The organism is Pseudomonas sp. Con_6, assembly GCF_059379395.1.
This window is the reverse complement of sequence record NZ_CM182011.1, coordinates 659,779-685,508: the sequence shown is the minus strand read 5'-3', so window position 1 is coordinate 685,508 and position 25,730 is coordinate 659,779. Positions and strand designations below refer to the sequence as shown.

The 25,730-nt window shown below is 62.6% G+C and carries 18 protein-coding genes, 1 tRNA gene and 1 pseudogene; 12 read left to right on the top strand and 8 right to left on the bottom strand.

All coding sequences use genetic code 11. The annotated features are described in order from the left end of the window. Positions 1-75 precede the first annotated feature (75 nt). The 4 genes from AC5QPF_RS03065 to AC5QPF_RS03050 all read left to right on the top strand — a co-directional run bounded on the left by AC5QPF_RS03065 (position 76) and on the right by AC5QPF_RS03050 (position 6,266). Positions 76-1,998: a PrkA family serine protein kinase gene (locus AC5QPF_RS03065; protein ID WP_316920362.1), complete on the top strand. Its 1,923-nt coding sequence runs from the start codon at positions 76-78 to the stop codon at positions 1,996-1,998. A 141-nt stretch (positions 1,999-2,139) separates the two neighbouring features. Further along, complete coding sequence (locus tag AC5QPF_RS03060; protein WP_494961973.1) at positions 2,140-3,411, top strand: DUF444 family protein; 1,272 nt, start codon at positions 2,140-2,142, stop codon at positions 3,409-3,411. Further along, a complete protein-coding gene (locus tag AC5QPF_RS03055) occupies positions 3,408-4,970 on the top strand; it encodes a SpoVR family protein (protein ID WP_494961972.1) in 1,563 nt (520 codons plus the stop codon). The genes AC5QPF_RS03060 and AC5QPF_RS03055 overlap by 4 nt, the downstream gene beginning before the upstream one ends. Positions 4,971-5,036: 66 nt before the next feature. Then, complete coding sequence (locus tag AC5QPF_RS03050; protein ID WP_494961971.1) at positions 5,037-6,266, top strand: multifunctional CCA addition/repair protein; 1,230 nt, start codon at positions 5,037-5,039, stop codon at positions 6,264-6,266. Positions 6,267-6,284: 18 nt separating this feature from the next. Here AC5QPF_RS03050 and folK read toward each other — a convergent pair whose 3' ends face one another. Further along, entirely contained in the window at positions 6,285-6,791 is a 507-nt protein-coding gene (gene folK / locus AC5QPF_RS03045) for a 2-amino-4-hydroxy-6-hydroxymethyldihydropteridine diphosphokinase (RefSeq protein WP_494961970.1), read from the bottom strand. Continuing rightward, on the bottom strand, positions 6,782-7,138 hold the full coding sequence (gene folB / locus AC5QPF_RS03040; protein WP_494961969.1) for a dihydroneopterin aldolase: 357 nt from the start codon (positions 7,136-7,138) through the stop codon (positions 6,782-6,784). Before folB ends, folK begins: the two co-directional genes overlap by 10 nt. 75 nt (positions 7,139-7,213) lie before the next feature. Here folB and plsY point away from each other — a divergent pair, with 75 nt between their 5' ends. Continuing rightward, the gene (plsY, locus tag AC5QPF_RS03035; RefSeq protein WP_494961968.1) at positions 7,214-7,783 is read left to right on the top strand and encodes a glycerol-3-phosphate 1-O-acyltransferase PlsY; all 570 of its coding nucleotides are present in this window, start codon (positions 7,214-7,216) and stop codon (positions 7,781-7,783) included. Between the two features lie 4 nt (positions 7,784-7,787). Here the strand turns inward: plsY and tsaD are convergent, their stop codons facing one another. Then, a complete protein-coding gene (gene tsaD, locus AC5QPF_RS03030) occupies positions 7,788-8,813 on the bottom strand; it encodes a tRNA (adenosine(37)-N6)-threonylcarbamoyltransferase complex transferase subunit TsaD (protein ID WP_494961967.1) in 1,026 nt (341 codons plus the stop codon). Between the two features lie 200 nt (positions 8,814-9,013). Here tsaD and rpsU point away from each other — a divergent pair, with 200 nt between their 5' ends. The 5 genes from rpsU (at position 9,014) to AC5QPF_RS03005 (ending at position 17,421) form a co-directional block, all read left to right on the top strand. Continuing rightward, positions 9,014-9,229 carry a 30S ribosomal protein S21 gene (gene rpsU, locus AC5QPF_RS03025; RefSeq protein WP_002551877.1) on the top strand — a complete coding sequence of 72 codons (216 nt, stop codon included), beginning with the start codon at positions 9,014-9,016 and terminating at the stop codon, positions 9,227-9,229. Between the two features lie 324 nt (positions 9,230-9,553). After that, positions 9,554-11,542: a DNA primase gene (gene dnaG / locus AC5QPF_RS03020; RefSeq protein ID WP_494961966.1), complete on the top strand. Its 1,989-nt coding sequence runs from the start codon at positions 9,554-9,556 to the stop codon at positions 11,540-11,542. Positions 11,543-11,609: 67 nt separating this feature from the next. Next, positions 11,610-13,460 (top strand): RNA polymerase sigma factor RpoD, encoded by a 1,851-nt coding sequence (gene rpoD / locus AC5QPF_RS03015; RefSeq protein WP_494961965.1) that lies wholly within the window; start codon positions 11,610-11,612, stop codon positions 13,458-13,460. Positions 13,461-13,587: 127 nt separating this feature from the next. Beyond that, complete coding sequence (locus tag AC5QPF_RS03010) at positions 13,588-17,331, top strand: EAL domain-containing protein (RefSeq protein ID WP_494961964.1); 3,744 nt, start codon at positions 13,588-13,590, stop codon at positions 17,329-17,331. Positions 17,332-17,344: 13 nt separating this feature from the next. After that, positions 17,345-17,421 (top strand) — tRNA-Ile (locus AC5QPF_RS03005). A gap of 93 nt (positions 17,422-17,514) precedes the next feature. Here the strand turns inward: AC5QPF_RS03005 and AC5QPF_RS03000 are convergent. Continuing rightward, on the bottom strand, positions 17,515-17,919 hold the full coding sequence (locus AC5QPF_RS03000) for a type II toxin-antitoxin system HicB family antitoxin (RefSeq protein ID WP_494961963.1): 405 nt from the start codon (positions 17,917-17,919) through the stop codon (positions 17,515-17,517). A 279-nt stretch (positions 17,920-18,198) separates the two neighbouring features. On the opposite strand from AC5QPF_RS03000, the gene AC5QPF_RS02995 reads away from it, so the two are divergent. After that, positions 18,199-18,957 carry a FadR/GntR family transcriptional regulator gene (locus AC5QPF_RS02995; protein WP_458980213.1) on the top strand — a complete coding sequence of 253 codons (759 nt, stop codon included), beginning with the start codon at positions 18,199-18,201 and terminating at the stop codon, positions 18,955-18,957. Positions 18,958-19,002: 45 nt separating this feature from the next. Here AC5QPF_RS02995 and AC5QPF_RS02990 read toward each other — a convergent pair whose 3' ends face one another. The 4 genes from AC5QPF_RS02990 to kdgD form a co-directional block, all read right to left on the bottom strand. After that, the gene (locus tag AC5QPF_RS02990) at positions 19,003-20,586 is read right to left on the bottom strand and encodes an aldehyde dehydrogenase family protein (protein WP_494961962.1); all 1,584 of its coding nucleotides are present in this window, start codon (positions 20,584-20,586) and stop codon (positions 19,003-19,005) included. Between the two features lie 121 nt (positions 20,587-20,707). Then, entirely contained in the window at positions 20,708-22,261 is a 1,554-nt protein-coding gene (garD, locus tag AC5QPF_RS02985) for a galactarate dehydratase (protein WP_494961961.1), read from the bottom strand. A gap of 81 nt (positions 22,262-22,342) precedes the next feature. Further along, complete coding sequence (locus AC5QPF_RS02980) at positions 22,343-23,710, bottom strand: D-galactonate transporter (RefSeq protein ID WP_494961960.1); 1,368 nt, start codon at positions 23,708-23,710, stop codon at positions 22,343-22,345. Between the two features lie 105 nt (positions 23,711-23,815). Next, positions 23,816-24,727: a 5-dehydro-4-deoxyglucarate dehydratase gene (gene kdgD / locus AC5QPF_RS02975; protein ID WP_494961959.1), complete on the bottom strand. Its 912-nt coding sequence runs from the start codon at positions 24,725-24,727 to the stop codon at positions 23,816-23,818. 268 nt (positions 24,728-24,995) lie between these two features. On the opposite strand from kdgD, the pseudogene AC5QPF_RS02970 reads away from it, so the two are divergent. Next, positions 24,996-25,715: pseudogene (locus AC5QPF_RS02970) on the top strand (MCP four helix bundle domain-containing protein); the annotation flags it as partial. Positions 25,716-25,730 lie beyond the last annotated feature (15 nt).

The following is a 25,730-nucleotide window of genomic DNA, read 5'->3' as shown; positions in this document are numbered from 1 at the left end:
TCGTCCATCCCGATTGCATGCCAGCATCAGCTGACTGATCCGGCGTCGGCTCCACGTATCGAGCGAGGTGACGTCATGAGTATTTTTAGCCACTTCCAACAACGCTTCGAGTCCACCCGTCAGGAGGAGCTCTCGCTACAGGAGTACCTGGAGCTCTGCAAGAACGACCGCAGCGCCTATGCCTCAGCGGCCGAGCGCCTGCTCATGGCCATTGGCGAGCCGGAACTGGTCGACACCTCGAACAACTCCAGGCTGTCGCGGATCTTCTCCAACAAGGTGATCCGCCGCTATCCGGCCTTCGCGGACTTCCACGGCATGGAGGAGTGCATCGACCAGATCGTCTCCTACTTCCGTCATGCAGCCCAGGGTCTGGAAGAGAAGAAACAGATCCTTTATCTGCTCGGCCCGGTGGGTGGCGGTAAGTCATCCCTGGCAGAAAAGCTGAAGCAACTGATGGAGAAGGTGCCCTTCTACGCAATCAAGGGCTCGCCGGTGTTCGAATCGCCCCTCGGGCTGTTCAACGCTGCCGAGGACGGGGCCATTCTGGAAGAAGACTTCGGCATCCCGCGGCGCTACCTGAACACCATCATGTCGCCTTGGGCGACCAAGCGTCTGGCCGAGTTCGGTGGTGACATCAGCCAGTTCAAGGTGGTCAAGCTCTACCCTTCGATTCTCAACCAGATCGCCGTGGCCAAGACCGAGCCGGGCGACGAAAACAACCAGGACATCTCGGCCCTCGTGGGCAAGGTGGATATCCGCAAGCTGGAAGAATTCCCACAGAATGACGCCGATGCCTACAGCTACTCGGGCGCGCTGTGCCGGGCCAACCAGGGCCTGATGGAATTCGTCGAGATGTTCAAGGCGCCGATCAAGGTTCTGCACCCGCTGCTCACCGCCACCCAGGAAGGCAACTACAACAGTACCGAAGGGCTGGGCGCGATCCCCTACTCCGGCATCCTGCTGGCCCACTCCAACGAATCGGAATGGCACAGCTTCCGCAACAACAAGAACAACGAGGCCTTCATCGACCGGATCTACATCGTCAAGGTGCCGTACTGCCTGCGCGTCAGTGACGAGATCAAGATCTACGACAAGCTGCTGTTCAACAGTTCCCTGGCCAAGGCCCATTGCGCACCCGACACCCTGAAGATGCTGGCCCAGTTCACCGTGCTCTCGCGTCTGAAGGAGCCGGAGAACTCCAACATCTACTCGAAGATGCGCGTGTACGACGGCGAGAACCTCAAGGACACCGATCCGAAGGCCAAGTCGATCCAGGAATACCGCGATGCTGCCGGCGTCGACGAGGGCATGAACGGTCTGTCGACCCGCTTCGCCTTCAAGATCCTGTCCAAAGTGTTCAACTTCGACCCGCATGAAGTCGCCGCCAACCCGGTGCACCTGCTCTACGTGCTGGAGCAGCAGATCGAGCAGGAACAATTCCCCGCCGAGGTGCGCGAACGCTACCTGCGCTACCTGAAGGAATACCTGGCGCCGCGCTACATCGAATTCATCGGCAAGGAAATCCAGACCGCCTACCTGGAGTCCTACAGCGAGTACGGCCAGAACATCTTCGACCGCTACGTGCTGTACGCGGACTTCTGGATCCAGGACCAGGAGTACCGCGACCCGGAAACCGGCGAGATCCTCAACCGCATCGCCCTCAACGAGGAGCTGGAGAAGATCGAGAAACCGGCCGGGATCAGCAATCCGAAGGACTTCCGCAACGAGATCGTCAACTTCGTACTGCGCGCAAGGGCCAACAACAACGGCAAGAACCCGACCTGGCTCAGCTATGAGAAGTTGCGGGTGGTCATCGAGAAGAAAATGTTCTCCAACACCGAGGACCTGTTGCCGGTCATCAGTTTCAACGCCAAGGCGAGCAAGGAGGACCAACAGAAACACAACGACTTCGTCACGCGCATGGTGGAACGCGGCTACACGGACAAACAGGTTCGCCTGCTTTCCGAGTGGTATCTGCGGGTCAGAAAGTCCCAGTAGCAGCTGCAAGCTGTCAGCCACACGCTGCAAGCCGTCCGCGGTGCGTGCAGACGCACCGCACGGCCAGCGGCTGTGGCGAATGCTCTTTCTTGCAGCTTGTAGCTTGAAGCTTGCAGCTGTTTCCCAGCTACCGGAGGGCCCATGAGCTACGTCATCGACCGACGCCTGAACGGCAAGAACAAGAGCACGGTCAATCGCCAGCGCTTCTTGCGGCGTTACCGTGACCACATCAAGAAAGCCGTCGAGGAGGCCGTAAGCCGCCGCTCCATCACCGACATGGAGCATGGCGAGCAGATCAGCATCCCCGGCCGCGATATCGACGAACCTGTGCTGCACCACGGCCGTGGCGGCAAGCAGACCGTTGTGCATCCGGGCAACAAGGAATTCACCGCCGGCGAACACATCCCGCGGCCACAGGGTGGCGGAGGCGGCGGCGGGCGCGGCAAGGCAGGCAATTCCGGCGAAGGCATGGATGAGTTCGTCTTCCAGATCACCCAGGAGGAATTCCTCGAATTCATGTTCGAGGACCTCGAACTGCCCAACCTGGTCAAACGTCACCTGACCGGCACCGATACCTTCAAGACCGTACGCGCCGGGATCAGCAACGAAGGCAATCCGTCGCGGATCAACATCATCCGGACCCTGCGCTCTGCTCATGCCCGACGCATCGCCCTCTCCGGCAGCAGCCGCGCCAAGCTACGCGAAGCCAAGGAAGAGCTGGCACGCCTGAAGCGGGAAGAACCAGACAATTTCGGCGATATCCAGGAGATCGAGGCGGAAATCGAGCGGCTGAGCGCACGCATTCACCGCATTCCTTTCCTTGACACCTTCGACCTCAAGTACAACCTGCTGGTCAAACACCCCAACCCCAGCTCCAAGGCGGTGATGTTCTGCCTGATGGACGTGTCCGGCTCAATGACCCAGGCCACCAAGGATATCGCCAAGCGCTTCTTCATCCTTCTGTACCTGTTCCTCAAGCGCAACTACGACCGCATCGAGGTGGTATTCATCCGCCATCACACCAGCGCCCGCGAGGTGGACGAGGAAGAATTCTTCTACTCCCGCGAAACCGGCGGCACCATCGTCTCCAGCGCCCTGAAACTGATGCAGGAGATCATGGCCGAACGCTACCCGGCCAACGAATGGAACATCTACGCCGCCCAGGCCTCGGACGGTGACAACTGGAACGACGACTCGCCAATCTGCCGGGACATCCTCAGCAAGCAGATCATGCCGTTCGTCCAGTACTACACTTACGTCGAGATCACCCCTCGCGAACATCAGGCACTGTGGTTCGAATACGAGCGCATCGGCGACGCCTTCCCCGATACGTTTGCCCAGCAACAGCTGGTGTCGGCCGGTGATATCTATCCGGTCTTCCGTGAACTCTTCCAGCGCAGGTTAGTGACATGACCGCCAGAGAGAAGCGCCAACCCCTCTCCACCGGGTCCGAGTGGACGTTCGAACTCATCCAGGCCTATGACCGCGAAATCAGTCGCCTGGCCGAGCGCTACGCTCTGGACACCTATCCCAACCAGATCGAAGTAATCACTGCCGAACAGATGATGGATGCCTACGCCTCGGTGGGCATGCCGCTGGGCTATCACCACTGGTCCTACGGCAAACACTTCCTCAGCACTGAAAAGTCCTACAGCCGTGGCCAGATGGGCCTGGCGTACGAGATCGTGATCAACTCCGATCCGTGCATCGCCTACCTGATGGAAGAAAACACCATCTGCATGCAGGCCTTGGTGGTGGCTCACGCGTGCTACGGGCACAACAGCTTCTTCAAGGGCAACTACCTGTTCCGCACCTGGACCGACGCTAGTTCGATCATCGACTACCTGGTGTTCGCCAAGCAGTACATCATGCAGTGCGAGGAACGCCACGGCATCGACGCAGTGGAAGACCTGCTCGACTCCTGCCATGCCCTGATGAACTATGGTGTCGACCGCTACAAACGCCCCTACCCCATCTCGGCCGAAGAGGAGCGGCGGCGGCAGAAGGACCGGGAAGAGCACCTGCAGAAACAGATCAACGACCTGTGGCGGACCATTCCGAAGAGCGCCGACAAGATCAGCGAGAAGGACACCGCACGCTTCCCTGCCGAACCACAGGAAAACATCCTGTACTTCATCGAGAAGCACGCGCCATTGCTGGAACCCTGGCAACGGGAGATCGTGCGCATCGTGCGCAAGATCGCCCAGTACTTCTATCCACAGCGCCAGACCCAGGTGATGAACGAAGGCTGGGCCACCTTCTGGCACTACACACTGATGAACGACCTGTACGACGAAGGGCTGGTCACCGACGGATTCATGATGGAGTTCCTGCAGTCCCATACCAGCGTGGTGTTCCAACCCGGCTTCGACAGCCCTTACTACAACGGCATCAACCCGTACGCCCTTGGGTTCGCCATGTACACCGACATCCGCCGCATGTGCGAGAACCCCACGGAAGAGGACCGCCGCTGGTTCCCTGAAATCGCCGGCAGCGACTGGTTATCCGCGATCAAGTTCGCCATGAGCAGCTTCAAGGACGAGAGTTTCATCCTGCAGTACCTGTCGCCCAAGGTGATCCGCGACCTCAAGCTGTTCAGCATCCTCGATGACGACCAGCGCGACGACCTGCTGGTCCCGGCCATCCACGACGAAGGCGGCTATCGCATCATCCGCGAGACCCTCGCGGCGCAGTACAACCTTGGCAACCGCGAGCCCAACGTGCAAATCTGGAGCATCGACCGTCGCGGCGACCGTTCCCTGACCCTGCGCCACCAACAGCACGACCGCAAGCCGCTGGGCGACTCCACCGAGGAAGTCCTCAAGCACCTGCACCGTCTTTGGGGCTTCGATATCCACCTGGAAACCCTGCAGGGCGACCAGTTGATGAAGACCCACCACGTGCCGCCACGGGGCGAACACAGCGATGGTGGCGACCACGGTCGCCTCGACCTCGCCGTCGTTCACCTCTGACACCAACACCAGCCGCCTCCGTGATGTCACACAGGTTATCCTGTGGGGCATCTACGGAGGTTTTTCATGCAGATCTACAAAGTCGGCGGCGCCGTGCGCGATCGCCTGCTCGGCAGGCCGGTCACCGATAACGACTGGGTGGTGGTCGGCGCTACCGCGCAGCAGATGCAGGCCCTCGGCTATCGGCCTGTGGGCACGGACTTCCCGGTGTTCCTTCATCCGCAAAGCGGTGAGGAATACGCCTTGGCCCGTACCGAACGCAAAAGTGGCGTCGGCTACGGCGGCTTCACCTTCCACGCCAGCCCCGATGTCACCCTCGAACAGGACCTGATCCGACGCGACCTGACCATCAATGCCATGGCCGAGGACGATCACGGCAACCTCACAGATCCTTACAGCGGCCAACAGGACCTGAATAACCGCCTGTTGCGCCATGTATCCCCGGCGTTCGCCGAAGATCCCCTACGTGTACTGCGTGTGGCCCGTTTCGCCGCGCGCTTTGCAGGGCTTGGTTTCCAGGTCGCGCCGGAAACCCTGGAACTGATGCGCCAGCTCAGCGGTTCCGGCGAACTCCAGGCGCTGACACCTGAGCGCAACTGGAAGGAAATTTCCCGCGCGCTGATGGAAGATCATCCGCAGGTGTTCATCCAGGTCCTGCGTGACTGCGGTGCGCTGAAGGAGCTGATGCCGGAGGTGGACGTCCTGTTCGGCGTGCCACAACCGCCGGCCCATCACCCGGAGATCGACACCGGCGTCCATACCCTGGCCGTGCTGGAGCAGGCTGCCAGGCATGGTCAGCCGCTGACCGTACGCTGGGCCTGCCTGCTGCACGACCTGGGCAAGGGCACCACGCCGGCAAGGGACTGGCCACGGCATATCGCCCATGAGCACCGCGGGTTGAAACTGATCGAAGCGGTGAACCAGCGTTTCAAGGCGCCTCGCGATTGCCAGGAGCTGGCGATGCTGGTGGGTGAATACCATACCCATGGACACCGGGCGCTGGAATTGAAGCCCTCGACGTTGCTGGAGTTGCTGCAGCGCTTCGATGTGTATCGACGTCCGCAGCGTTTCGAGGAATTCATCGTCGCCTGCGAGATGGATGCCCGTGGACGACTGGGGCTGGAGAACCGGGAATACCCACAAGCCAACTACCTGCGCGGGGCTGCCGAGGCGGCACGCCAGGTGGCGGTGAAGCCACTGGTGGAGCAAGGCTATGCCGGGCAGGAGCTGGGGGAAGCGCTGAGGAAGGCACGACTGAATGCCTTGAAGGCCTACAAGGAAAACGCCTCCACGTAAGGGAGGCGTCGGGGCGAGCTACGGCGTCAATTGCCGGTCATGCCAAAGAAACGGTACAGGAGCGAGCTCCTGGTCGATCTGCGCATCGTTCCACAACTGCCCCATCGACTTGCCCTCGCCCGGGTGCATCAGCTCCGGCGCGATCAGCGCCAGCGGCCAGAGCACGAAGGCGTTCTTCAAGATCTCGGCACGGGGCAGTACCAGGCCGTCGAAGTTGCCATGCAGGTCGCCGTACATCAGCACGTCGATGTCCAGAGGCAGGCCCTTGCGCTCCGGGGCGTAGCGGCCATTGTCGGCCTCGATGAACTTGAGCCGGCGATCCAGTTCGATCAACGGCAGCTCGGTCAGGCCGGTCACCACCAGGTTGAAGAACGGCCCGCTCTTGATCCCCACCGCCTGGCTTTCGAACACCGGCGAACACTGCATGTCCTGAAGGAAACCAGCCAGCGCATCGAGGCCGGCGGTCAGGTGCCGCTCGCGCTCGACATTGCTGCCCAGGCCCAGGTAAACCCGTATCAGAGGCATCCGCGCTCGATCTCCACGCCGACGCCACCGGTGGCCGCAGGCACCGCGCCAGGCTTGGTCAGCTTCAGTTGCAGCCAGGGAATGTCGAACTCCTCCATCAGCACCTGAGCCAGGCGCTCGGCGAAGGTTTCCACCAACTGGAACTGCGCCTGCTCGGCGAACGCCTGGATACGCGCCGACACGCTGGCATAGTCCAGGGCGAGGGTCAGGTCGTCTCCCGCCGCCGCCGGGCGATTATCCCAGGCGAACCGCAGGTCCAGCCGCAAGCACTGGCGAATGCCGCGCTCCCAGTCGTAGGCCCCGATCACGGTATCGACTTCCAGCCCTTCGATGAACACTCTGTCCAAGCACTTCTCTCCACAGCACGACAAGGGCGCCTTGCGCCGTTAGAATCTGGGGCGTCCTTGCCCGGAATAGTTAGCATGTTTTGGTTGCTGGCGGTCTTCGCCTACCTGCTTGGCTCTCTGTCCTTCGCCATCGTCCTCAGCCGCCTGAGCGGCAGTCCCGACCCGCGCCTGAGCGGCTCGGGCAATGCCGGTGCCACCAACATGTTGCGGCTGGCAGGGCGGAAACTGGCGATCCTGACCCTGCTCGGCGACCTGTGCAAGGGGCTCGTGCCGATCCTGCTCGCCGTGGTGGCTGGTCTTGACCAGCGCGAGCAAGCCTGGATCGGGCTCTACGCCGTACTGGGCCACCTGTTTCCGCTGTATTTCCGCTTTCGCGGCGGCAAGGGTGTCGCCACCGCTGCCGGCGTGCTGTTTGGCCTTTATCCGCCGGCCGCCCTATTGGCCATCAGCGCTTGGCTGCTGACCTTCTACCTGACCCGCACCAGCTCGCTGGCGGCCCTGATCGCCACGCCCCTGACCCTGCCGCTACTGGCCTGGCGCGAGCCGGAGGCGCTGTTGCCGATGACCATCCTGACCTTGCTGATCGTCTGGCGGCACCGCGGCAATCTACGCGATCTCTTTGCCGGGAGGGAAAGGCACTTCTAGGCGATCAGATCGCCTGCAACGTCTCCATCGGCCAACGTGCCTGCACGCTGATCGCCAGGCTTTCCTGCTGACCGGCGACAAGGCGCTGGCAACCGGCATAGGCGATCATCGCGCCGTTGTCGGTGCAGAATTTCGGCCGGGCGTAGAACACATTGCCCTTGAGCCCGGCAGTCATGTCCTCCAGCGCTGCACGCAACGCCTTGTTGGCGCTCACGCCACCGGCGATCACCAAGCGCTTGAGCCCGGTCTGCTGGAGGGCGCGACGGCACTTGATGGTCAGAGTCTCGACCACCGCCTGCTGGAAGGCCAGGGAGATGTCGCAACGGGTTTGCTCGCTGTCGTCCCCGGCATCGCGGCATTGCTGCCAGGTGTTGAGGGCGAAGGTCTTGAGGCCGCTGAAGCTGAACTGCAGGCCTGGGCGATCGGTCATCGGCCGCGGGAAGACGAAACGCCCCGGCACGCCCTGGGCAGCCAGGCGGGCGATCTCCGGACCGCCGGGATACGGCAGCCCGATCAGTTTGGCGGTCTTGTCGAAGGCCTCACCGGCGGCGTCGTCCAGCGACTCGCCGAGCAGTTCGTAGCGCCCGATGCCGTCGACCCGCACAAGCTGGGTGTGGCCGCCGGAGACCAGCAAGGCGACGAACGGAAATTCCGGTGGCTGCTCTTCAAGCATTGGCGCCAGCAGGTGACCTTCCATATGATGCACGCCCAGCGCCGGGATGCCCCAGGCGAAGGCCAGGGCCTGAGCGCAGGACGCACCGACCAGCAACGCGCCGACCAGGCCAGGACCGGCGGTGTAGGCGATGGCATCGATGTCGGTGGCCACGCAGTCGGCCTCGGCCAATACCTGGCGGATCAGCGGCAGCATGCGCTTGACGTGGTCACGGGAGGCGAGCTCCGGCACCACCCCGCCGTAGACGCGGTGCAGGTCGATCTGGCTGAACAGCGCATCGGCCAGCAGGCCGCGCTCGCTGTCATAAAGGGCGACGCCGGTTTCATCGCAGGATGTTTCCAATCCCAGTACTAGCATGGGTCATGGCCTTGTCGAGGCTGAATTCGAAGGCGCGCATTCTAGTCCCCGCTCCCGGTGCCGACCAGCGGTTTTCGATCAGAGGCTTTGCATTCCTCCCGGCTAAGAGTTACCATCCGCAACCCTTAAAACCGACGTACTCCAGTGCACATTCCTGCCACGAGTTCGTTGACCCCGGTAATGAATGAAGGTAGCTCTGGATGCCAGCCGTCAAAGTTAAAGAGAACGAACCCTTCGACGTAGCTCTGCGTCGTTTCAAGCGCTCCTGCGAAAAAGCCGGTGTACTGGCTGAAGTTCGTAGCCGCGAATTTTACGAGAAGCCGACTTCCGAGCGTAAGCGCAAAGCAGCAGCAGCTGTTAAGCGTCACGCCAAGAAAGTTCAGCGCGAACAGCGCCGCGCCGTTCGTCTGTACTAATACAGACGTTCGTCGCAAGCTTCTGCCTCGCCCGGCCCAAAGCCGGGCTGCCGGCAGTTGATCGAGCTGTTCACTCCAGCCACGGCACCTGCCGTATCGCCGGAGACGCCCAGACTGGTTCCCAGCCCGGGCAGCCTGCCCCAATCGTCAGAACTGGCCTCAACCGCCAGCCGTGCACGTCACTCCTGACGAGCCCTTACGGGTTATCGACGAGCACATCTTCTTCCGTTTCTTGCGTTTGCCATTCGACCTCGCTTCGAATGCACCGTCGTTCCCGCAGCATTAGCGATAGACTTTCCTTGATCGCCTGATGACGAGAGAGCCATGGCCGGGCTGATACCCCAAAGCTTCATTGACGACCTTCTCAACCGCACCGACATCGTCGATGTGGTGAGTTCTCGCGTCCAGCTGAAAAAGGCCGGCAAGAACCTTACCGCCTGCTGCCCGTTCCACAAGGAAAAGACGCCCTCCTTCAGCGTCAGCCCGGACAAGCAGTTCTACTACTGCTTCGGCTGCGGCGCCGGCGGCAACGCCCTCGGTTTCATCATGGACCACGACAACCTGGACTTTCCCCAGGCCGTCGAGGAACTGGCCAAGGCCGCAGGCATGGAAGTGCCCCGCGAAGAAGGCGGACGCGGGCACAAGCCGCGCCAGCCCACCGATTCGCCGCTGTACCCGCTGCTCACCGCTGCTGCAGAGTTCTATCGCCAGGCACTGAAGAGCCACCCGACCCGCAGGGCCGCGGTGGAATACCTCAAGGGCCGCGGCCTGTCCGGGGAGATCGCCCGCGACTTCGGGCTGGGTTTCGCTCCACCGGGCTGGGACAACCTGTTCAAGCACCTGAGCAGCGACACCCTGCAGCAGAAAGCCATGATCGACGCCGGCCTGCTGATCGAGAACGCCGAGACCGGCAAGCGCTACGACCGCTTCCGCGACCGGGTGATGTTCCCGATCCGCGACAGCCGCGGCCGGGTCATCGCCTTCGGCGGCCGGGTCCTGGGCGACGACAAGCCCAAGTACCTCAACTCCCCGGAAACCCCGGTGTTCCACAAGGGCCAGGAGTTGTACGGGCTGTACGAGGCGCGCAAGTTCAACCGAAACCTCGACGAGATCATCGTGGTCGAGGGCTACATGGACGTCATCGCCCTGGCCCAGCAGGGCCTTCGCAACGCAGTTGCGACCCTGGGCACGGCGACCAGCGAGGAGCACCTCAAGCGCCTGTTCCGCGTGGTGCCCAGCGTGTTGTTCTGCTTCGACGGCGACCAGGCTGGCCGCAACGCCGCCTGGCGCGCACTGGAGGCCACGCTGTCGAGCCTGCAAGACGGACGCAAGGCGCGCTTCCTGTTCCTCCCCGAGGGCGAGGACCCGGATACCCTGGTCCGCGCCGAGGGCACCGACGCCTTCCGCGCGCGGATCAACCAGCACGCGCAGCCGCTGGCCGACTACTTCTTCCAGCAGTTGACCGAGGAAGCCGACCCGCGCTCGCTGGAAGGCAAGGCGCACATGGCCACCCTCGCCGCACCGTTGATCGACAAGGTGCCGGGCGCCAACCTGCGTGCGCTGATGCGCAATCGCCTGAAGGAAATCACCGGGCTGGACAACCAGCAGGTCGAGCAACTGGCCCAGAGCGCACCACGGGAAACCCCGCCGCCGGCCTACGACCCGGGCATCGACTACGACGCCATTCCGGACTACAGCCCGGACTACAGCGACTTCCACCACGCGGAACACTTCCAGCCGCAGCCCCAACAGCAGTGGACGCCGAACCAGGGTGGCGGGCAGAAGAAGAAATGGGACGGCAAGCCGTGGGACAAGAAAGGCGGCAAGCCCTGGGATCGTAACGGCAAGCAACAGAATCACCCGCCGCGGGTACCGACCTCGGTCGAGCCGCCGACCCTCAGCGCCCTGCGCACGCTGCTGCATCACCCCGCCCTCGCCCGCAAGGTCGAGGATGCCAGTCATTTTGCCGACGAAGAGCACGTCTATGCGCAACTCCTCGTAGCACTGCTGGAGGCGCTGCAAAAGAATCCTGAGCTACGCTCACTACAGTTGATCGCGCGCTGGCACGGCACCGAGCAGGGCCGCCTGCTGCGGGCGCTGGCGGAAAAGGAATGGCTGATCGATGCCGATAACCTTGAACAACAGTTTTTCGACACTATAACTAGCTTGTCCGCTCGCCAACGCGAGCGCAGCCTGGAACATCTGCTGCGCAAAGCACGTCAAAGCGAATTGAGCGCAGAGGAAAAAAATCAGCTGCGCGACCTGCTCAGTCGCAATGTTCCCGCACAAACCCCGACCTCAACTGGCGCGTGAGGTCCATGCTCGGGTATAATCCTCGGCTTGTTTTTTGCCCGCCAAGACCTTCAGTGGATAGGGTGTTATGTCCGGAAAAGCGCAACAGCAGTCTCGCATCAAAGAGTTGATCACCCGCGGTCGTGAGCAGGGCTACCTGACTTACGCGGAGGTCAACGACCACCTGCCGGAGGATATTTCAGATCCGGAACAGGTGGAAGACATCATCCGCATGATCAACGACATGGGGATCAACGTATTCGAGAGTGCTCCGGATGCGGATGCCCTTTTGTTGGCCGAAGCCGACACCGACGAAGCCGCGGCCGAAGAAGCCGCTGCTGCGCTGGCGGCCGTGGAAACCGACATCGGTCGCACCACCGACCCGGTGCGCATGTACATGCGCGAAATGGGTACCGTCGAGCTCCTGACCCGTGAAGGCGAAATCGAAATCGCCAAGCGGATCGAGGAAGGTATCCGCGAAGTGATGAGCGCCATCGCCCACTTCCCCGGTACCGTCGAATACATCCTCGGTGAATACGATCGCGTCGTCGCCGAAGGCGGCCGCCTGTCGGACGTCCTGAGCGGCTACATCGACCCGGATGACAGCATCGCGGCCCCGACCGAGATGCCACCGCCCGTCGACGCCAAGGCCGCAGCGGCCGAGGAAAGCGACGACGAGGACGAGGAAAAGGACGAAAACGGAGACGAAGAGGAAGAGACCGAAAGCGGTCCCGACCCGGAAGTCGCCCGTCAGCGTTTCGGCGCGGTTGCCGAACAGCTGGAAGTCACCAACAAGGTTCTCAAGAAGCACGGCCGCGGCAACAAGCAGAGCGTTGCCGAACTGTTGGCCCTGGCCGAGCTGTTCATGCCGATCAAGCTGGTGCCGAAGCAGTTCGAAGTCCTGGTCGAACGCGTTCGTGACTCCCTGGACCGCCTGCGTGCCCAGGAACGCGCCATCATGCAACTGTGCGTCCGTGACGCCCGCATGCCACGCGCCGACTTCCTGCGTCTGTTCCCGAGCAACGAAGTCGACCTGACCTGGAGCGGCGACCTCGCCAAGCGCAGCACCAAGTGGGCCGAGGCCCTGGGTCGCCTGGACGCCGACATCGTGCGTTGCCAGCAGAAGCTGGTCGACCTCGAGGCCGAGACCGGCCTGACCATCGCCGAGATCAAGGACATCAACCGTCGCATGTCGATCGGTGAAGCCAAGGCTCGTCGTGCCAAGAAGGAAATGGTCGAGGCCAACCTGCGTCTGGTGATCTCGATCGCGAAGAAGTACACCAACCGTGGCCTGCAGTTCCTCGATCTGATCCAGGAAGGCAACATCGGCCTGATGAAGGCGGTGGACAAGTTCGAATACCGTCGCGGCTACAAGTTCTCGACCTACGCCACCTGGTGGATTCGCCAGGCGATCACCCGTTCGATCGCCGACCAGGCGCGCACCATCCGTATTCCGGTGCACATGATCGAGACGATCAACAAGCTCAACCGCATTTCCCGGCAGATGCTGCAGGAAATGGGTCGCGAACCGACCCCGGAAGAGCTGGGTGAGCGCATGGAGATGCCTGAGGACAAGATCCGCAAGGTCCTGAAGATCGCCAAAGAGCCGATCTCCATGGAAACTCCGATCGGTGACGACGAAGATTCGCATCTGGGCGACTTCATCGAGGACTCGACCATGCAGTCGCCAATCGATGTGGCCACTGTCGAAAGCCTCAAGGAAGCCACCCGTGACGTGCTCTCGGGCCTGACCGCACGTGAAGCCAAGGTGCTGCGCATGCGTTTCGGTATCGACATGAACACCGATCACACCCTCGAAGAAGTCGGCAAGCAGTTCGACGTGACCCGCGAGCGGATCCGTCAGATCGAAGCCAAGGCGCTGCGCAAGCTGCGTCACCCGACGCGAAGCGAGCATCTGCGCTCCTTCCTCGACGAGTAACAGACGAACCCCGGCAGCCGCCGGGGTTTTTCTTTTCAGGTGGCAGGAAAACAGCCTGTCGCCCACGGCGCTGATAGCAGATTGGCCGTCTACACTCGAACCTATCCATTTGTTCGACGAGGCCGCTATGCCGAGATTGCCGGCCCTTCTGCTGCCGCTCCTGCTGATCTGGAGCGGCGCGGCCGGCGCCTTGACCCTGACCGATGAAGAGCAGGCCTGGCTCGACAGCCACCCCAACCTGCGTCTCGGCATTGACGCTTCATGGCTACCCTTCGAATACCGGGACCAGGAAGGCCGCTACCAGGGACTGGCCGCCGACTATATCGCCGTGATCCAGGAACGCCTGGGTATCACCTTCCAGCTCGGCCAGCCCGACAGCTGGACACAGGTGCTGGAACAGGCGCGCAATCAGCAGGTCGACCTGCTGCCAGGAATCATGTCCACGCCGGAGCGCCAGGCTTACCTGTCGTTCACCCGCCCCTACCTCGACTTCCCCATTGTTATCCTGGCCCATGAAGGCGGACCACAACCCGACGCCATCAAAGACCTTTACAGCCTGAAGGTTGCCGTGGTGGAAAACTACGCTCCTCACGAACTGCTGCGAAGCCAGTATCCGGACCTGAACCTGGTACCCATGCCGAACGTGAGCTCGGCGCTGCAGGCCCTGGCCACTGACGAGGTGGACGCAGTGGTCGGCGACCTGGCGTCCAGCGTCTGGGCCCTGCGCGAGCTCAAGCTGGAGGGGCTGTATGTCAGCGGCGAAACCCCCTACCGCTACCAGTTGGCAATGGCTTCACCGCAGAAGAACAAGCTGCTCATCGGCATCATCGACAAGGTCCTGGCCGACATGACGCCCGAGGAAACCAATACGATTCAGTCGCGCTGGGTCGGCAATGTCCTCGACCATCGCAGCCTCTGGCGCGACCTGTTGATCTATGGCCTGCCCGGCATGCTGTTCCTGGTAGCGCTGCTGGGGGCGGTGATCCGCGTCAACCGTCGCCTCAGCTCGGAGATTTCCCGGCGCATCGCCCTGGAACAGGAACTGCGCAGCAGCGAGTACCATTACCGGGGCCTGGTCGAAAGCCTGTCGGCGATCGCCTGGGAAGCCGACGCCAATGATTTCACCTACAACTACGTCTCGCCCCACGCTGAGGACCTGCTCGGCTATCCACTCAGCGACTGGCTCAAGCCCGGCTTCTGGCGCTCGATCCTGCACCCCGACGATGCCCTGTGGGCCCAGGCCTACTGCGACGCGGAAAGCGCCGCGGGGCGTGACCACAGCCTGGACTACCGGGTGATCCGCGCCGACGGCCGGACCCTGTGGATCCGCGATATCGTCAGCCTGATCGAACATGGCCACAAACCGGTGATGCGCGGCTTGATGATCGATATCAGCGAAGCCAAGCACACCGAACAGGCGCTGCGCCTGTCGGAAGAGAAGTTCGCCTCGGTCTTCCACCAGTGCCCGGACATCCTGGTGATCGCCCGCCTCAGCGACGGTTGCCTGCTGGAGGTCAACGAGACCTTCGAGGAACAGATCGGCCTCGGTCCCTCGCAGGTGGTCGGACGTACCGCCACCGAGCTGAACATCTGGGGCGTCGAAGGCATCGGCCCGAGCCTGCTGGAGCGCCTGCAGCGGGGCAGCGTGCGCAACCTGGAAATGACCTTCCGACGCAGCAACGGCCAGTTGTTCACCGGCCTGATCTCCGCCGAGTCCTTCGACCTGGAAAGCACTCCGGCGCTGGTGGTAGCGGTACGCGATATCAGCCAGCTCAAGGAAACCCAGGAACAGCTGCAGATTTCCGAAGAGAAGTTCGCCAAGGCTTTCCACGCCTCGCCCGACGGCATGCTGCTGTCGCGCCAGAGCGACGGCCTGCTGCTGGAAGTGAATGAAGGGTTCTGCCGCCTGACCGGCTTCGATGCCAGCAGGTCGCTGGATCACACCGCGATCGACCTGGGTATCTGGGTCGACCTCAATGAACGCCGGCAGATGCTAGAGCTGTTGAAACGGGACGGTTTCGTCCGCGACTTCAGTTGCAACCTGCGCCGCGCCGACGGTCAGATCCGTCTGTGTGAGCTGTCGGCCCGACCACTGCCGATCGGTGGCACCGACTGCATGCTGACCATCGCCCGCGACATCACCGACCGCCACCAGATGCAGGAAAAACTGCAACTGGCCGCCACCGTCTTTGAAAACACAGCAGAAGGCGTGCTGATCACCGACACCGACCAACGCATCAGCGCAGTCAACCGCGCCTTCAGCGAAATCACTGGCTACAGCGAAGGCGAATCCCTCGGGCGTACGCCGCGCCTGCTCGCCTCCGGCCAACACGACAGTGCCTTCTACGCCGCCATGTGGCACCAGTTGAGTGCCGAGGGCCACTGGCAAGGCGAAATTCTCAACCGGCGCAAGAACGGCGAGCTCTACCCCGCCTGGCTGACCATCAGCGCCGTGCGCAACCCGGAGCTCGGCACCACCCACTTCGTTGCAGTGTTCGCCGACATATCCAGCCTCAAGCACGCCCAGGCCAAGCTCGACTACCAGGCGCATCACGACCCGCTTACCGGCCTGCCCAACCGCACCCTGTTCGAGAACCGGCTGCAGGCGGCATTGAGTTGTCCACAAGCCTCCAGTCGCCAGGGCGCGGTGCTGTTCCTCGACCTGGATCGCTTCAAGCACATCAACGACAGCCTCGGCCACCCGGTGGGCGACCTGCTGCTCAAGGCCATCGCTCACCGCCTCAAGGAACAGGTCCGCGACATCGATACCGTGGCTCGCCTGGGCGGCGACGAATTCATCATCCTCCTGCCCGGCTTGCACCAGGCCAGTGACGCCGAACACATCGCACAGAAAGTCCTGACCTGCTTCAACGCGCCATTCCAGGCCGGCGATCACGAGTTTTTCTCCAGCGCCAGCATCGGCATCAGCCTGTATCCGCAGGATGGCAGCGACGTCGCCTCGCTGATCCGCAACGCCGACGCGGCCATGTACCGCTCCAAGGCCAAGGGCCGCAACCGGGTCGAAGCCTATACCCGTGACCTCACCGCGCAGGCCAGCGAGCGCATCGCCCTCGAACATGAGCTGCGCCGGGCCATCGAGCGCAACGAACTGAGCCTGTACTTCCAGCCCAAACTGAGCCTCAAGACCCGACAACTGGTGGGCGCCGAAGCGTTGATCCGCTGGAGCAACCCGACCTTCGGCGAGGTGCCACCCGAGCACTTCATCCCGCTGGCGGAAGAGAACGGCATGATCCTGCAACTGGGCGACTGGGTGCTGGAGCAGGCCTGCCGGCAGATGCAGGCATGGAAGCGCCAGTACCAGGCCTTCGGACCGCTCTCGGTCAACCTTGCCGGCGCACAGCTGCGCCAGCCTGGGCTGGTGCGGCGCATCGAGCAGTTGCTCAAGACCTGGCAGCTCAGGGCCGGTGATTTGCAACTTGAGATTACCGAGAACTTCATCATGAGCCAGGCCGAGGAAGGTCTGGCGATCCTGCACCAGCTCAAGCGTCTTGGCGTGCAACTGGCGATCGACGATTTCGGCACAGGTTATTCGTCCCTCAGCTACCTCAAGCGCCTGCCGCTGGACATCCTCAAGATCGACCAGTCCTTTATCCGCGGCCTCCCCGACGACCCCAACGACGCCGCCATCGCCCGCGCCATCATCGCCTTGGGCCGAAGCATGCAACTGACCATCATCGCCGAAGGCGTGGAGACTGAAGCCCAGCAACAATTCCTCGCCGCCGAGGGTTGCGAACAGATCCAGGGCTACATCGTCAGCCTGCCACTGCCGGCGGACGCCTTCGCCGAGTCGTTCCTGCGCATAGTACTTTCCGATCTTTCGGATGGCACTGCCTGGAATCCCTCGATATAATCCGCGACCACTGGGGCCTATAGCTCAGTTGGTTAGAGCAGAGGACTCATAATCCTTTGGTCCACGGTTCGAGTCCGTGTGGGCCCACCAGGTTGAAAGCCGCGCACTGCGCGGCTTTTGCGTATCTGGCATCGGTGAGCGCCGGTGAAGTCCTCTCGAAATGCGATGACAGAATTAGAAACTTCACGCGCCTGCCAAGACCCGGAGCGCGGCCGACGCTAGAAAGCCAGAGCGGCTTTTATGCTCGGGGTGATTAGCCACATAGTCATCGATGCGCTGCAGTAGATGCTCCGGCAGGGTAGCGTTGAAGCGAACCGACTTGCCAAGGTAAGGGGTGACGTCGAAATCAACTACTGCCCAAATGCCTCCAGCAAAGTCGGGATTGCCCAGGTGCACATCGATCGGCTGACTTTTCGGCAGCGGGTCACCATCGGCAACAGATCCTTCGCAATACAACGCCAGAGCTTCAAGTACGTTGTCCAGGGCCTCCTCAACGCTCTCGCCACCACTGAAGCATCCAGGCGCGTCAGGGACCGTCACACCGTAATCAGAGTCGGGATCCTTGTGGATCACTACTGGAAATTTCATTGCACTCTCCTGCCAGCTGTAGAGCCGTTCCCCCGGTGGATCGGCCCTCCGCTGCGCTGTTGACGTGTGCGTGCAATACACGCCTAAACTCGAACGCACAACAGATTTATACCCACAATACACACAATTTATTTCTTAGCGAATCACCACGGCCTGCCCCACCAGGACTGTGGGTTGTCACAGCTATTTTCTTTTCCGCTAATCCCCACTCCGCCCATGTGATCGTACAACCGCATCAGCTATCATGACCGCTGTTTTCTCCACGTGAATGAACAGGGCATGACAGAGCAGCAGGTACAGGTCCCCCCCCGGCGCAAGCCGCGTAGCCTGGCGCAGGAGCTGGTCGCGGTACTGACCGAGCGCATCCGCAGCGGCCAGTTGAAGCGCGGCGACAAGCTTCCCACCGAATCGCAGATCATGGCCGAGGAAGGCGTGAGCCGCACCGTCGTGCGCGAGGCGATTTCACGATTGCAAGCTGCCGGCCAGGTGGAAACCCGCCACGGCATCGGCACCTTTGTCCTCGATCAGCCGAGCGGCGGCGGGTTCCGGATCGACCCGGCGACCATCGTCACCCTGCGCGAGGTGCTGGCTGTCCTGGAGCTGCGTATCGCCCTTGAGGTCGAGTCGGCCGGCCTGGCGGCGCAACGGCGCAGCGATGAGGCCCTGAGTGGAATGCGTGCCGCCCTGGATGAGCTGAACGAGGGCGTGTCCCATGCCTCCGACGCGGTGTCCGCAGACTTCCAGTTCCATCTGCAGATCGCCCAGGCCAGCGGCAATCACTATTTCGCCGACATCATCAATCACCTGGGCACCAGCATCATCCCGCGCACGCGGCTGAATTCGGCGCGGCTGGCCCACGATGACCAGCCGCATTACATGAGCCGGTTGAGCCACGAGCACGAAGCGATCTACGAGGCCATCGCCCGCCGCGACAGCGAAGGCGCGAAAATGGCCATGCGCATGCACCTGAGCAACAGCCGCGAACGGCTGCGCCAGGCCCATGAAGACGCCGAGCAGCAGCAAAACCAGACCGCCTGAAACGAAGAAGCCCCGCCAATGCGGGGCTTCTTCGTTATCGATGGTTCACGCGATCACACCGTCATTCCACTGGCCATTGACCAGGCGACGCAGCCCCAGCGGGTTGCTGTCGCGCAGTGCCTCGGGCAGCAGCGACTGCGGGTAGTTCTGGTAGCACACCGGCCGCAGGAAGCGGTCGATCGCCAGGGTGCCTACCGAAGTGCCACGGGCATCGGAAGTCGCCGGGTACGGGCCGCCATGGACCATGGCGTCGCAGACTTCCACGCCGGTCGGGTAGCCGTTGATCAGAATACGACCGACCTTCTCTTCCAGCAGTGGCACCAGCCAGGCGAACGCTTCGAAGTCTTCCGGCTCACCAATCAGGGTGGCCGTCAGTTGGCCACGCAGGCCCAGCAGCGCACTGCGCAGTTGCTCGTCACCGGCGACTTCGACAGCGACGGTGGCAGGACCGAAGACTTCTTCCTGCAGCAGCGGATCGGACTCCACCAGCAGGCTGGCATCGGCCTTGAACAGCTGGGCACGTGCCTGGCTGCCTTCCTGCGGCTGACCTGCCAGGTGCTTGATACCTGCGTGCGCCTGCAGGTGCTCCAGGCCACCGGCATAGCTGCGCAGGCCGCCGGCATTGAGCATGGTCTGCCCGGCCTGCTGGTCCAGATGACCGCCCAGCTCGCTCAGCAGCTTGCTGAATTCAGGCGATTGCAGGCCGATCACCAGGCCCGGGTTGGTGCAGAACTGACCGCAGCCCAGGGTCACGGAACCTGCCAGCTCACGGGCGATGGCCTCGCCACGCTTGGCCAGCGCGCCCGGCAGGATGATCACCGGGTTGATGCTGGACATCTCGGCGAACACCGGAATCGGTTGCGGACGCTCGGCCGCCATGCGGCACAGGGCGTCGCCGCCTTTCAGCGAGCCGGTGAAGCCCACGGCCTGGATCGCCGGGTGCTTGACCAGCCACTCGCCAACCCCGCCACCAAAGACCATGTTGAACACGCCCTTGGGCATGCCGGTGCGCTCGGCGGCGCGCTGGATGGCGCAGCCGACCAGGTCGGCGGTGGCCATATGGCCGCTGTGGGCCTTGAACACCACCGGGCAGCCGGCGGCCAGGGCAGCGGCGGTGTCACCCCCTGCGGTGGAGAAGGCCAGCGGGAAGTTGCTGGCACCGAACACCGCAACCGGGCCAACGCCGATGCGCATCTGGCGGAGATCCACACGAGGCAGCGGCTGACGGTCCGGCAGGGCCAGGTCGATGCGCGCGCCGAGGAAGTCACCACGGCGCAGGACCTGGGCGAACAGGCGCATCTGACCGCTGGTACGACCGCGCTCACCCTGGATACGGCCAGCAGGCAGTGCAGTTTCGCGGCAGACGATGGCGACGAAGGCGTCGTCCAGTTCATCCAGTTCGGCGGCGATGGCGTCGAGGAATTCGGCGCGACGGGCCGGGGCCAGCTGGCGGAACTCGGCGAAAGCGGCGGCGGCAGCCTTGGCGGCCTGGTCGACTTCGCCTTCGGTGGCCTGGACGAAGCTGTACGGCAGTGCTTCGCCGGTAGTGGCGTCGAGGCTTTGCAGGCGTTGCGAACCAGCGGCGCTGCGCTGGCCAGCGATGAAGTTGTGGCCGAGGATCTCAGGCATTTCGGGACTCCTGTGGACAAGGTTGGAACGCGGACCCTGTGGGAGCGGGTTTACCCGCGATAGCGTCGGTGAATTCACCACCGTCATCGCGGGTGAACCCGCTCCCACATGAGCAAATGCATCAGGTAATGGGCGCCGGGTTGAACAGGGTGATGTCGTTGTGCAGCTTGTGCTGCTCGGCCCAGGTCTGCTTGCGACCACTGGCGACGTCCAGGTAGTAGTGGAACAGCTCCCAACCCAGTTCCTCGATGGTGGCGCGGCCGGTGGCGATGCGCCCGGCGTCGATATCGATCAGGTCGGGCCAGCGCTGGGCCAGTTCGGTACGGGTGCAGACCTTGACCACCGGCGCCATGGCCAGCCCGTAAGGCGTGCCGCGACCGGTAGTGAACACATGCAGGTTCATTCCCGCCGCCAGTTGCAAGGTGCCGCAGACGAAGTCGCTGGCCGGGGTAGCGCAGAAGATCAGGCCCTTGCTGGCGACCCGCTCGCCAGGACCGACCACGCCCTGGATGGCGCCGCTGCCGGACTTGACGATGGAGCCGAGGGACTTCTCGACGATGTTCGACAAACCGCCCTTCTTGTTGCCCGGCGTGGTGTTGGCGCTGCGGTCGGCGGCGCCGCGCTCCAGGTAGCGGTCGTACCAGTCCATCTCGCGTACCAGGGCTTGGGCGACTTCCTCGTTCTGCGCGCGGGAGGTGAGCATGTAGATGGCGTCACGCACTTCAGTGACTTCGGAGAACAACACCGTGGCGCCAGCCCGCACCAGCAGATCGGAGGCATAGCCCAGCGCCGGATTGGCGGTGATGCCGGAGAAGGCATCGCTGCCGCCGCACTGCATGCCGAGGATCAGCTCGCTGGCCGGCACGGTCTCGCGGCGGCGCTGGTCAAGCTTGATCAGCCGCGCTTCGGCCAGGGCCATGATCTGCTCGATCATCTCGACGAAGCCGAAGCTGGCGTCCTGTAGACGGTACAGCCACGGCTCGCTGAGATCGACGGAGGGATCGTTGTCGTGCATCACCTGGCCGGCCTGGAGCTTTTCACAGCCCAGGCTGATCACCAGTGCCTCGCCACCGAGGTTGGGGTTGCGCGCCAGGTTGCGCACGGTGCGGATCGGGATATAGGCGTCGCGCGCGTTGATCGCCACGCCGCAGCCGTAGCTGTGGGTCAGGGCCACCACGTCGTCGACGTTGGGATACTTGGGCAGCAGCTCTTCGCGAATGCGCTTGACCGCATGATCGAGCACACCGGTGACACACTGCACGGTGGTCGTGATACCGAGGATGTTGCGCGTGCCGACAGTGCCGTCGGCATTGCGGTAACCCTCGAAGGTGAAACCTTCCAGCGGCGGCAAGGCATCCGGCACCGCGTCGCAACGCGGCAGGCTGTCCAGCTCCGGTGCGGCCGGCATGGCCAGTTGGGTTTCCTTGACCCAACTGCCCTGGCGCAGGTCTTCCAGGGCATAGCCGATGATCTGTCCATAGCGCCGCACCGGCTCGCCCTTGGCGATAGCGGTGACCGCCACTTTGTGGCTCTGCGGCACGCCTTCGACCAGGGTCAGGCCGTCGGCGAAGCAGGCACCTTCGCCCAGACCGCCGTCATTGACCACCACCACGACGTTATCGTCGTCGTGCAGGCGTACATAGCGAGGCGAGTCGGAAGTTTCGATCAACTGCATGATGGGGCCCTTCTTGTTGTTTCCCAGGCTTTATTCATCCGCGAACGCCCGGTCAAGATGACCGGGCGTTGCGTGTTCTTCTTAGTTCGACGACTCGGCCAGCTTGCCCGATGACGCCGTTGTCGCTTCATCCTGCGGCGCATCACGCAGCTCGATGCGCTTGATCGGACCGACGATCACCAGGTAGCTGAACACCGCCACCAGGGCGTTGGCGCCCACGTACACCAGGGCCCATTTGAACGAACCGGTGGCGCTGATGATGTAGCCGATGATGATCGGCGTGGTGATCGAGGCGATGTTGCCGAAGGTGTTGAACATACCGCCCGACAGACCGGCGATCTGCTTCGGCGAGGTGTCCGAGACCACCGCCCAGCCCAGCGCGCCCAGGCCTTTGCCGAAGAACGCCAGGGCCATGATGCCGACCACCATCCACTCCGCATCGACGTAGTTGCAGATCACCATCGAGGTGGACAGCAGCAGGCCGATCACGATCGGCGCCTTGCGGGCGAAGGTCAGCGAGTTGCCGCGACGCAGCAGGTGATCGGAGATGATCCCGCCGAGCACGCCACCGATGAAACCGCAGATCGCCGGCAGCGAGGCAATGAAGCCCGCCTTCAGGATCGACATGCCGCGCTCCTGCACCAGGTACACCGGGAACCAGGTGAGGAAGAAGTAGGTGATGGCGTTGATGCAGTACTGGCCAAGGTAGACGCCGAGCATCATGCGGCTGGACAGCAGCTGCTTGATGTAGCCCCATTTCGGACCGCTGGCACCGGCCGCCTTGGGCTTGTCCATGTCCACCAGGCCACCGTTCTTCTCGATGTGCTCCAGTTCCTGGGCACCGATCATCGGGTGTTCCTTGGGGTTGTACACCAGCTTCAGCCACACACCGGCGAAGAGGATGCCCATGACGCCCATGACGATGAACACATGCTCCCAGCCCCAGGCGTGGACGATCCAGCCCATCAGCGGGGCGAACAGCACGGTGGCGAAGTATTGCGCGGAGTTGAAGATCGCCGAGGCGGTGCCGCGTTCGGCGGTGGGGAACCAGGCCGCTACGATCCGCGCGTTGCCGGGGAACGACGGGGCTTCGGCAAAGCCGACCAGGAAGCGCAGCATGAACAGGGCGATGATCGCGTTGGCCACCGGCATGTAGCCGACGAAGCCTTGCAACACGGTGAACAATGACCAGGTAAAAATGCTGAAGGCATAGACCTTCTTCGAACCGAACCGGTCAAGCAGCCAGCCGCCAGGAATCTGCCCGAGCACATAGGCCCAGCCGAAGGCGGAGAAGATATAACCGAGGGTGACAGCATCGATGCCGAGATCCTTCTGCAGGCTCGAGCCGGCGATGGAGATGGTTGCGCGGTCGGCATAGTTGATCGTGGTCACCAGGAACAGCATGAACAGGATCAGATAGCGGACATGCGTCTTTTTAGTCGCGTGCATCTGAAGTTACTCCCACTAATTATTCTTGTGCGGGCTCTTGAGTTGTAAGCCGGAGCGGTGTTCCCGCTCCGGTGTGCGGCATGTGGCAGGCCGCGGGGTCGTCGCTTATTGCGGGCCCATCTTGTCCATCAGGGCAGCGAGCATGCCGACTTCTTCCTCGGTCAGGTCGGTCAGCGGAGTACGTACCGGACCTGCGTCGTAGCCAGCGATCTTCGCACCCGCCTTGACGATGCTGACGGCGTAGCCGGCTTTGCGGTTGCGCAGTTCCAGGTACGGCAGGAAGAAATCGTCGATCAGCTTGCCGACGGTGGCGTGGTCGTCACGGGCGATGGCGTTGTAGAAGTCCATCGCAGTCTTCGGCACGAAGTTGAACACGGCGGACGAGTAGACCGGTACGCCCAGCGCCTTGTAGGCAGCAGCATAAACCTCGGCGGTCGGCAGGCCACCCAGGTAGCTGAAACGATCACCCAGGCGGCGACGGATGGAAACCATCAGCTCGATGTCGCCCAGACCGTCCTTGTAACCGATCAGGTTCGGGCAACGCTCGGCCAGGCGCTCCAGTTGCACGGCATTCAGGCGGCAGACATTGCGGTTGTAGACGACCACGCCGATCTTCACCGATTTGCACACGGCTTCGACGTGGGCGGCGACGCCGTCCTGGCTCGCTTCGGTCAGGTAGTGCGGCAGCAGCAGCAGGCCCTTGGCGCCCAGGCGCTCGGCCTCCTGGGCATATTCGATGGCCTGGCGGGTGGCACCGCCGACACCGGCGAGGATCGGTACGGTACCAGCGCAGGTGTCGACGGCGGTCTTGATCACCTGGCTGTATTCGCTGGCGGCCAGGGAGAAGAACTCACCGGTACCACCGGCGGCGAACAGGGCAGTAGCGCCGTAAGGGGCGAGCCATTCCAGACGCTTGATGTAGCCGGCCTGATGGAAATCGCCCTGGGCATTGAAGTCGGTGACAGGGAAAGACAGCAAGCCATGAGAGAGGACAGTGCGCAGTTCTTGTGGAGTCATTGTTGTAGGCATCCTGTGGCGCTCGGGGGTGGAGAAGTGAATGTTTCGATCTGGATGTAGGTTATCGTACAAGTTGTACGATGACTAGCCCCGAAAATCACATAAATGCGCCAGTCATCCGATCTCCATCGACCGTTCATCCTCTTTTTATAGGCATATCAAGGATCGCAAGACGCCGACTGACCTCAAGAAGGGCATTTCATGGCCGATAGATTGAGACTGTTATCGTACAACTATAAAGACCTGCCCCCACGACGGATCACTGCCCATGAACCTGCGCCATATTTCCATTGCCCGCCGTGCCGGCCTGGGCTTCACCCTCATTGCCCTGCTGGTCGCGTTGCTCGGTGGGTTCGCCGTGGTGCAGATGCAGGCCATCCGCCAGAGCGAGGTCGCCGTCGAGACCAACTGGGTACCGAGCCTGCGAGTGATCGGCGATGTCCGCGAGATCATGTTGCGCATTCGCACCATCTCCCTGCGCATGGCGCTGGACCCGGATCCGGCTAACACGGCCACCTACCAGGGCCAGATGGACACGCGCCTGAAAGACCTGGACAACAAGCTGGCGGTGCTCGACAGCTTTATCGATACCCCGGAAGAAAAGGCCCTGGCCCAGAACTTCCGCACCAGCCTGGCGGAGTACCGCAACGGCCTTGACCGCTCCTTCGCGCTCGCCCGGCAGAAAGACCTCGCCGGCCTCAACAAGCTGCTGCTGGTCGACATGAAGCAAGTGGTCGACGGCTCGGGCAAGGCCCTGGCCGACTTCGGCGAGCTGTATGGCCAGCAGATCGATAGCGAAGGCAAGGCCGCCGAGCAGCAGTACCAGCGTTCGCTGCAGATCATCATCGCCTTCGTGGTAATCGCCGCCCTGGCCACCATCGCCCTGGCCTTGTGGCTGACCCGTGGCATCGTGCGGCCTCTGGAGCACGCCGTACGCGCCGCCGAACAAGTCGCCGCCGGCGACCTAAGCCAGCAGATCGAAGTCGAGGGCAATGACGAGGTC

Bases quoted from the DNA above. Each gene is read 5' to 3' on its own strand.
- AC5QPF_RS03065 (WP_316920362.1), top strand. From the start codon at position 76: ATGAGTATTTTTAGCCACTTCCAACAACGCTTCGAGTCCACCCGTCAG.
- AC5QPF_RS03060 (WP_494961973.1), top strand. From the start codon at position 2,140: ATGAGCTACGTCATCGACCGACGCCTGAACGGCAAGAACAAGAGCACG.
- AC5QPF_RS03055 (WP_494961972.1), top strand. From the start codon at position 3,408: ATGACCGCCAGAGAGAAGCGCCAACCCCTCTCCACCGGGTCCGAGTGG.
- AC5QPF_RS03050 (WP_494961971.1), top strand. From the start codon at position 5,037: ATGCAGATCTACAAAGTCGGCGGCGCCGTGCGCGATCGCCTGCTCGGC.
- folK (WP_494961970.1), bottom strand. From the start codon at position 6,791: ATGCCTCTGATACGGGTTTACCTGGGCCTGGGCAGCAATGTCGAGCGC.
- plsY (WP_494961968.1), top strand. From the start codon at position 7,214: ATGTTTTGGTTGCTGGCGGTCTTCGCCTACCTGCTTGGCTCTCTGTCC.
- tsaD (WP_494961967.1), bottom strand. From the start codon at position 8,813: ATGCTAGTACTGGGATTGGAAACATCCTGCGATGAAACCGGCGTCGCC.
- rpsU (WP_002551877.1), top strand. From the start codon at position 9,014: ATGCCAGCCGTCAAAGTTAAAGAGAACGAACCCTTCGACGTAGCTCTG.
- dnaG (WP_494961966.1), top strand. From the start codon at position 9,554: ATGGCCGGGCTGATACCCCAAAGCTTCATTGACGACCTTCTCAACCGC.
- rpoD (WP_494961965.1), top strand. From the start codon at position 11,610: ATGTCCGGAAAAGCGCAACAGCAGTCTCGCATCAAAGAGTTGATCACC.
- AC5QPF_RS03010 (WP_494961964.1), top strand. From the start codon at position 13,588: ATGCCGAGATTGCCGGCCCTTCTGCTGCCGCTCCTGCTGATCTGGAGC.
- AC5QPF_RS03000 (WP_494961963.1), bottom strand. From the start codon at position 17,919: ATGAAATTTCCAGTAGTGATCCACAAGGATCCCGACTCTGATTACGGT.
- AC5QPF_RS02995 (WP_458980213.1), top strand. From the start codon at position 18,199: ATGACAGAGCAGCAGGTACAGGTCCCCCCCCGGCGCAAGCCGCGTAGC.
- AC5QPF_RS02990 (WP_494961962.1), bottom strand. From the start codon at position 20,586: ATGCCTGAGATCCTCGGCCACAACTTCATCGCTGGCCAGCGCAGCGCC.
- garD (WP_494961961.1), bottom strand. From the start codon at position 22,261: ATGCAGTTGATCGAAACTTCCGACTCGCCTCGCTATGTACGCCTGCAC.
- AC5QPF_RS02980 (WP_494961960.1), bottom strand. From the start codon at position 23,710: ATGCACGCGACTAAAAAGACGCATGTCCGCTATCTGATCCTGTTCATG.
- kdgD (WP_494961959.1), bottom strand. From the start codon at position 24,727: ATGACTCCACAAGAACTGCGCACTGTCCTCTCTCATGGCTTGCTGTCT.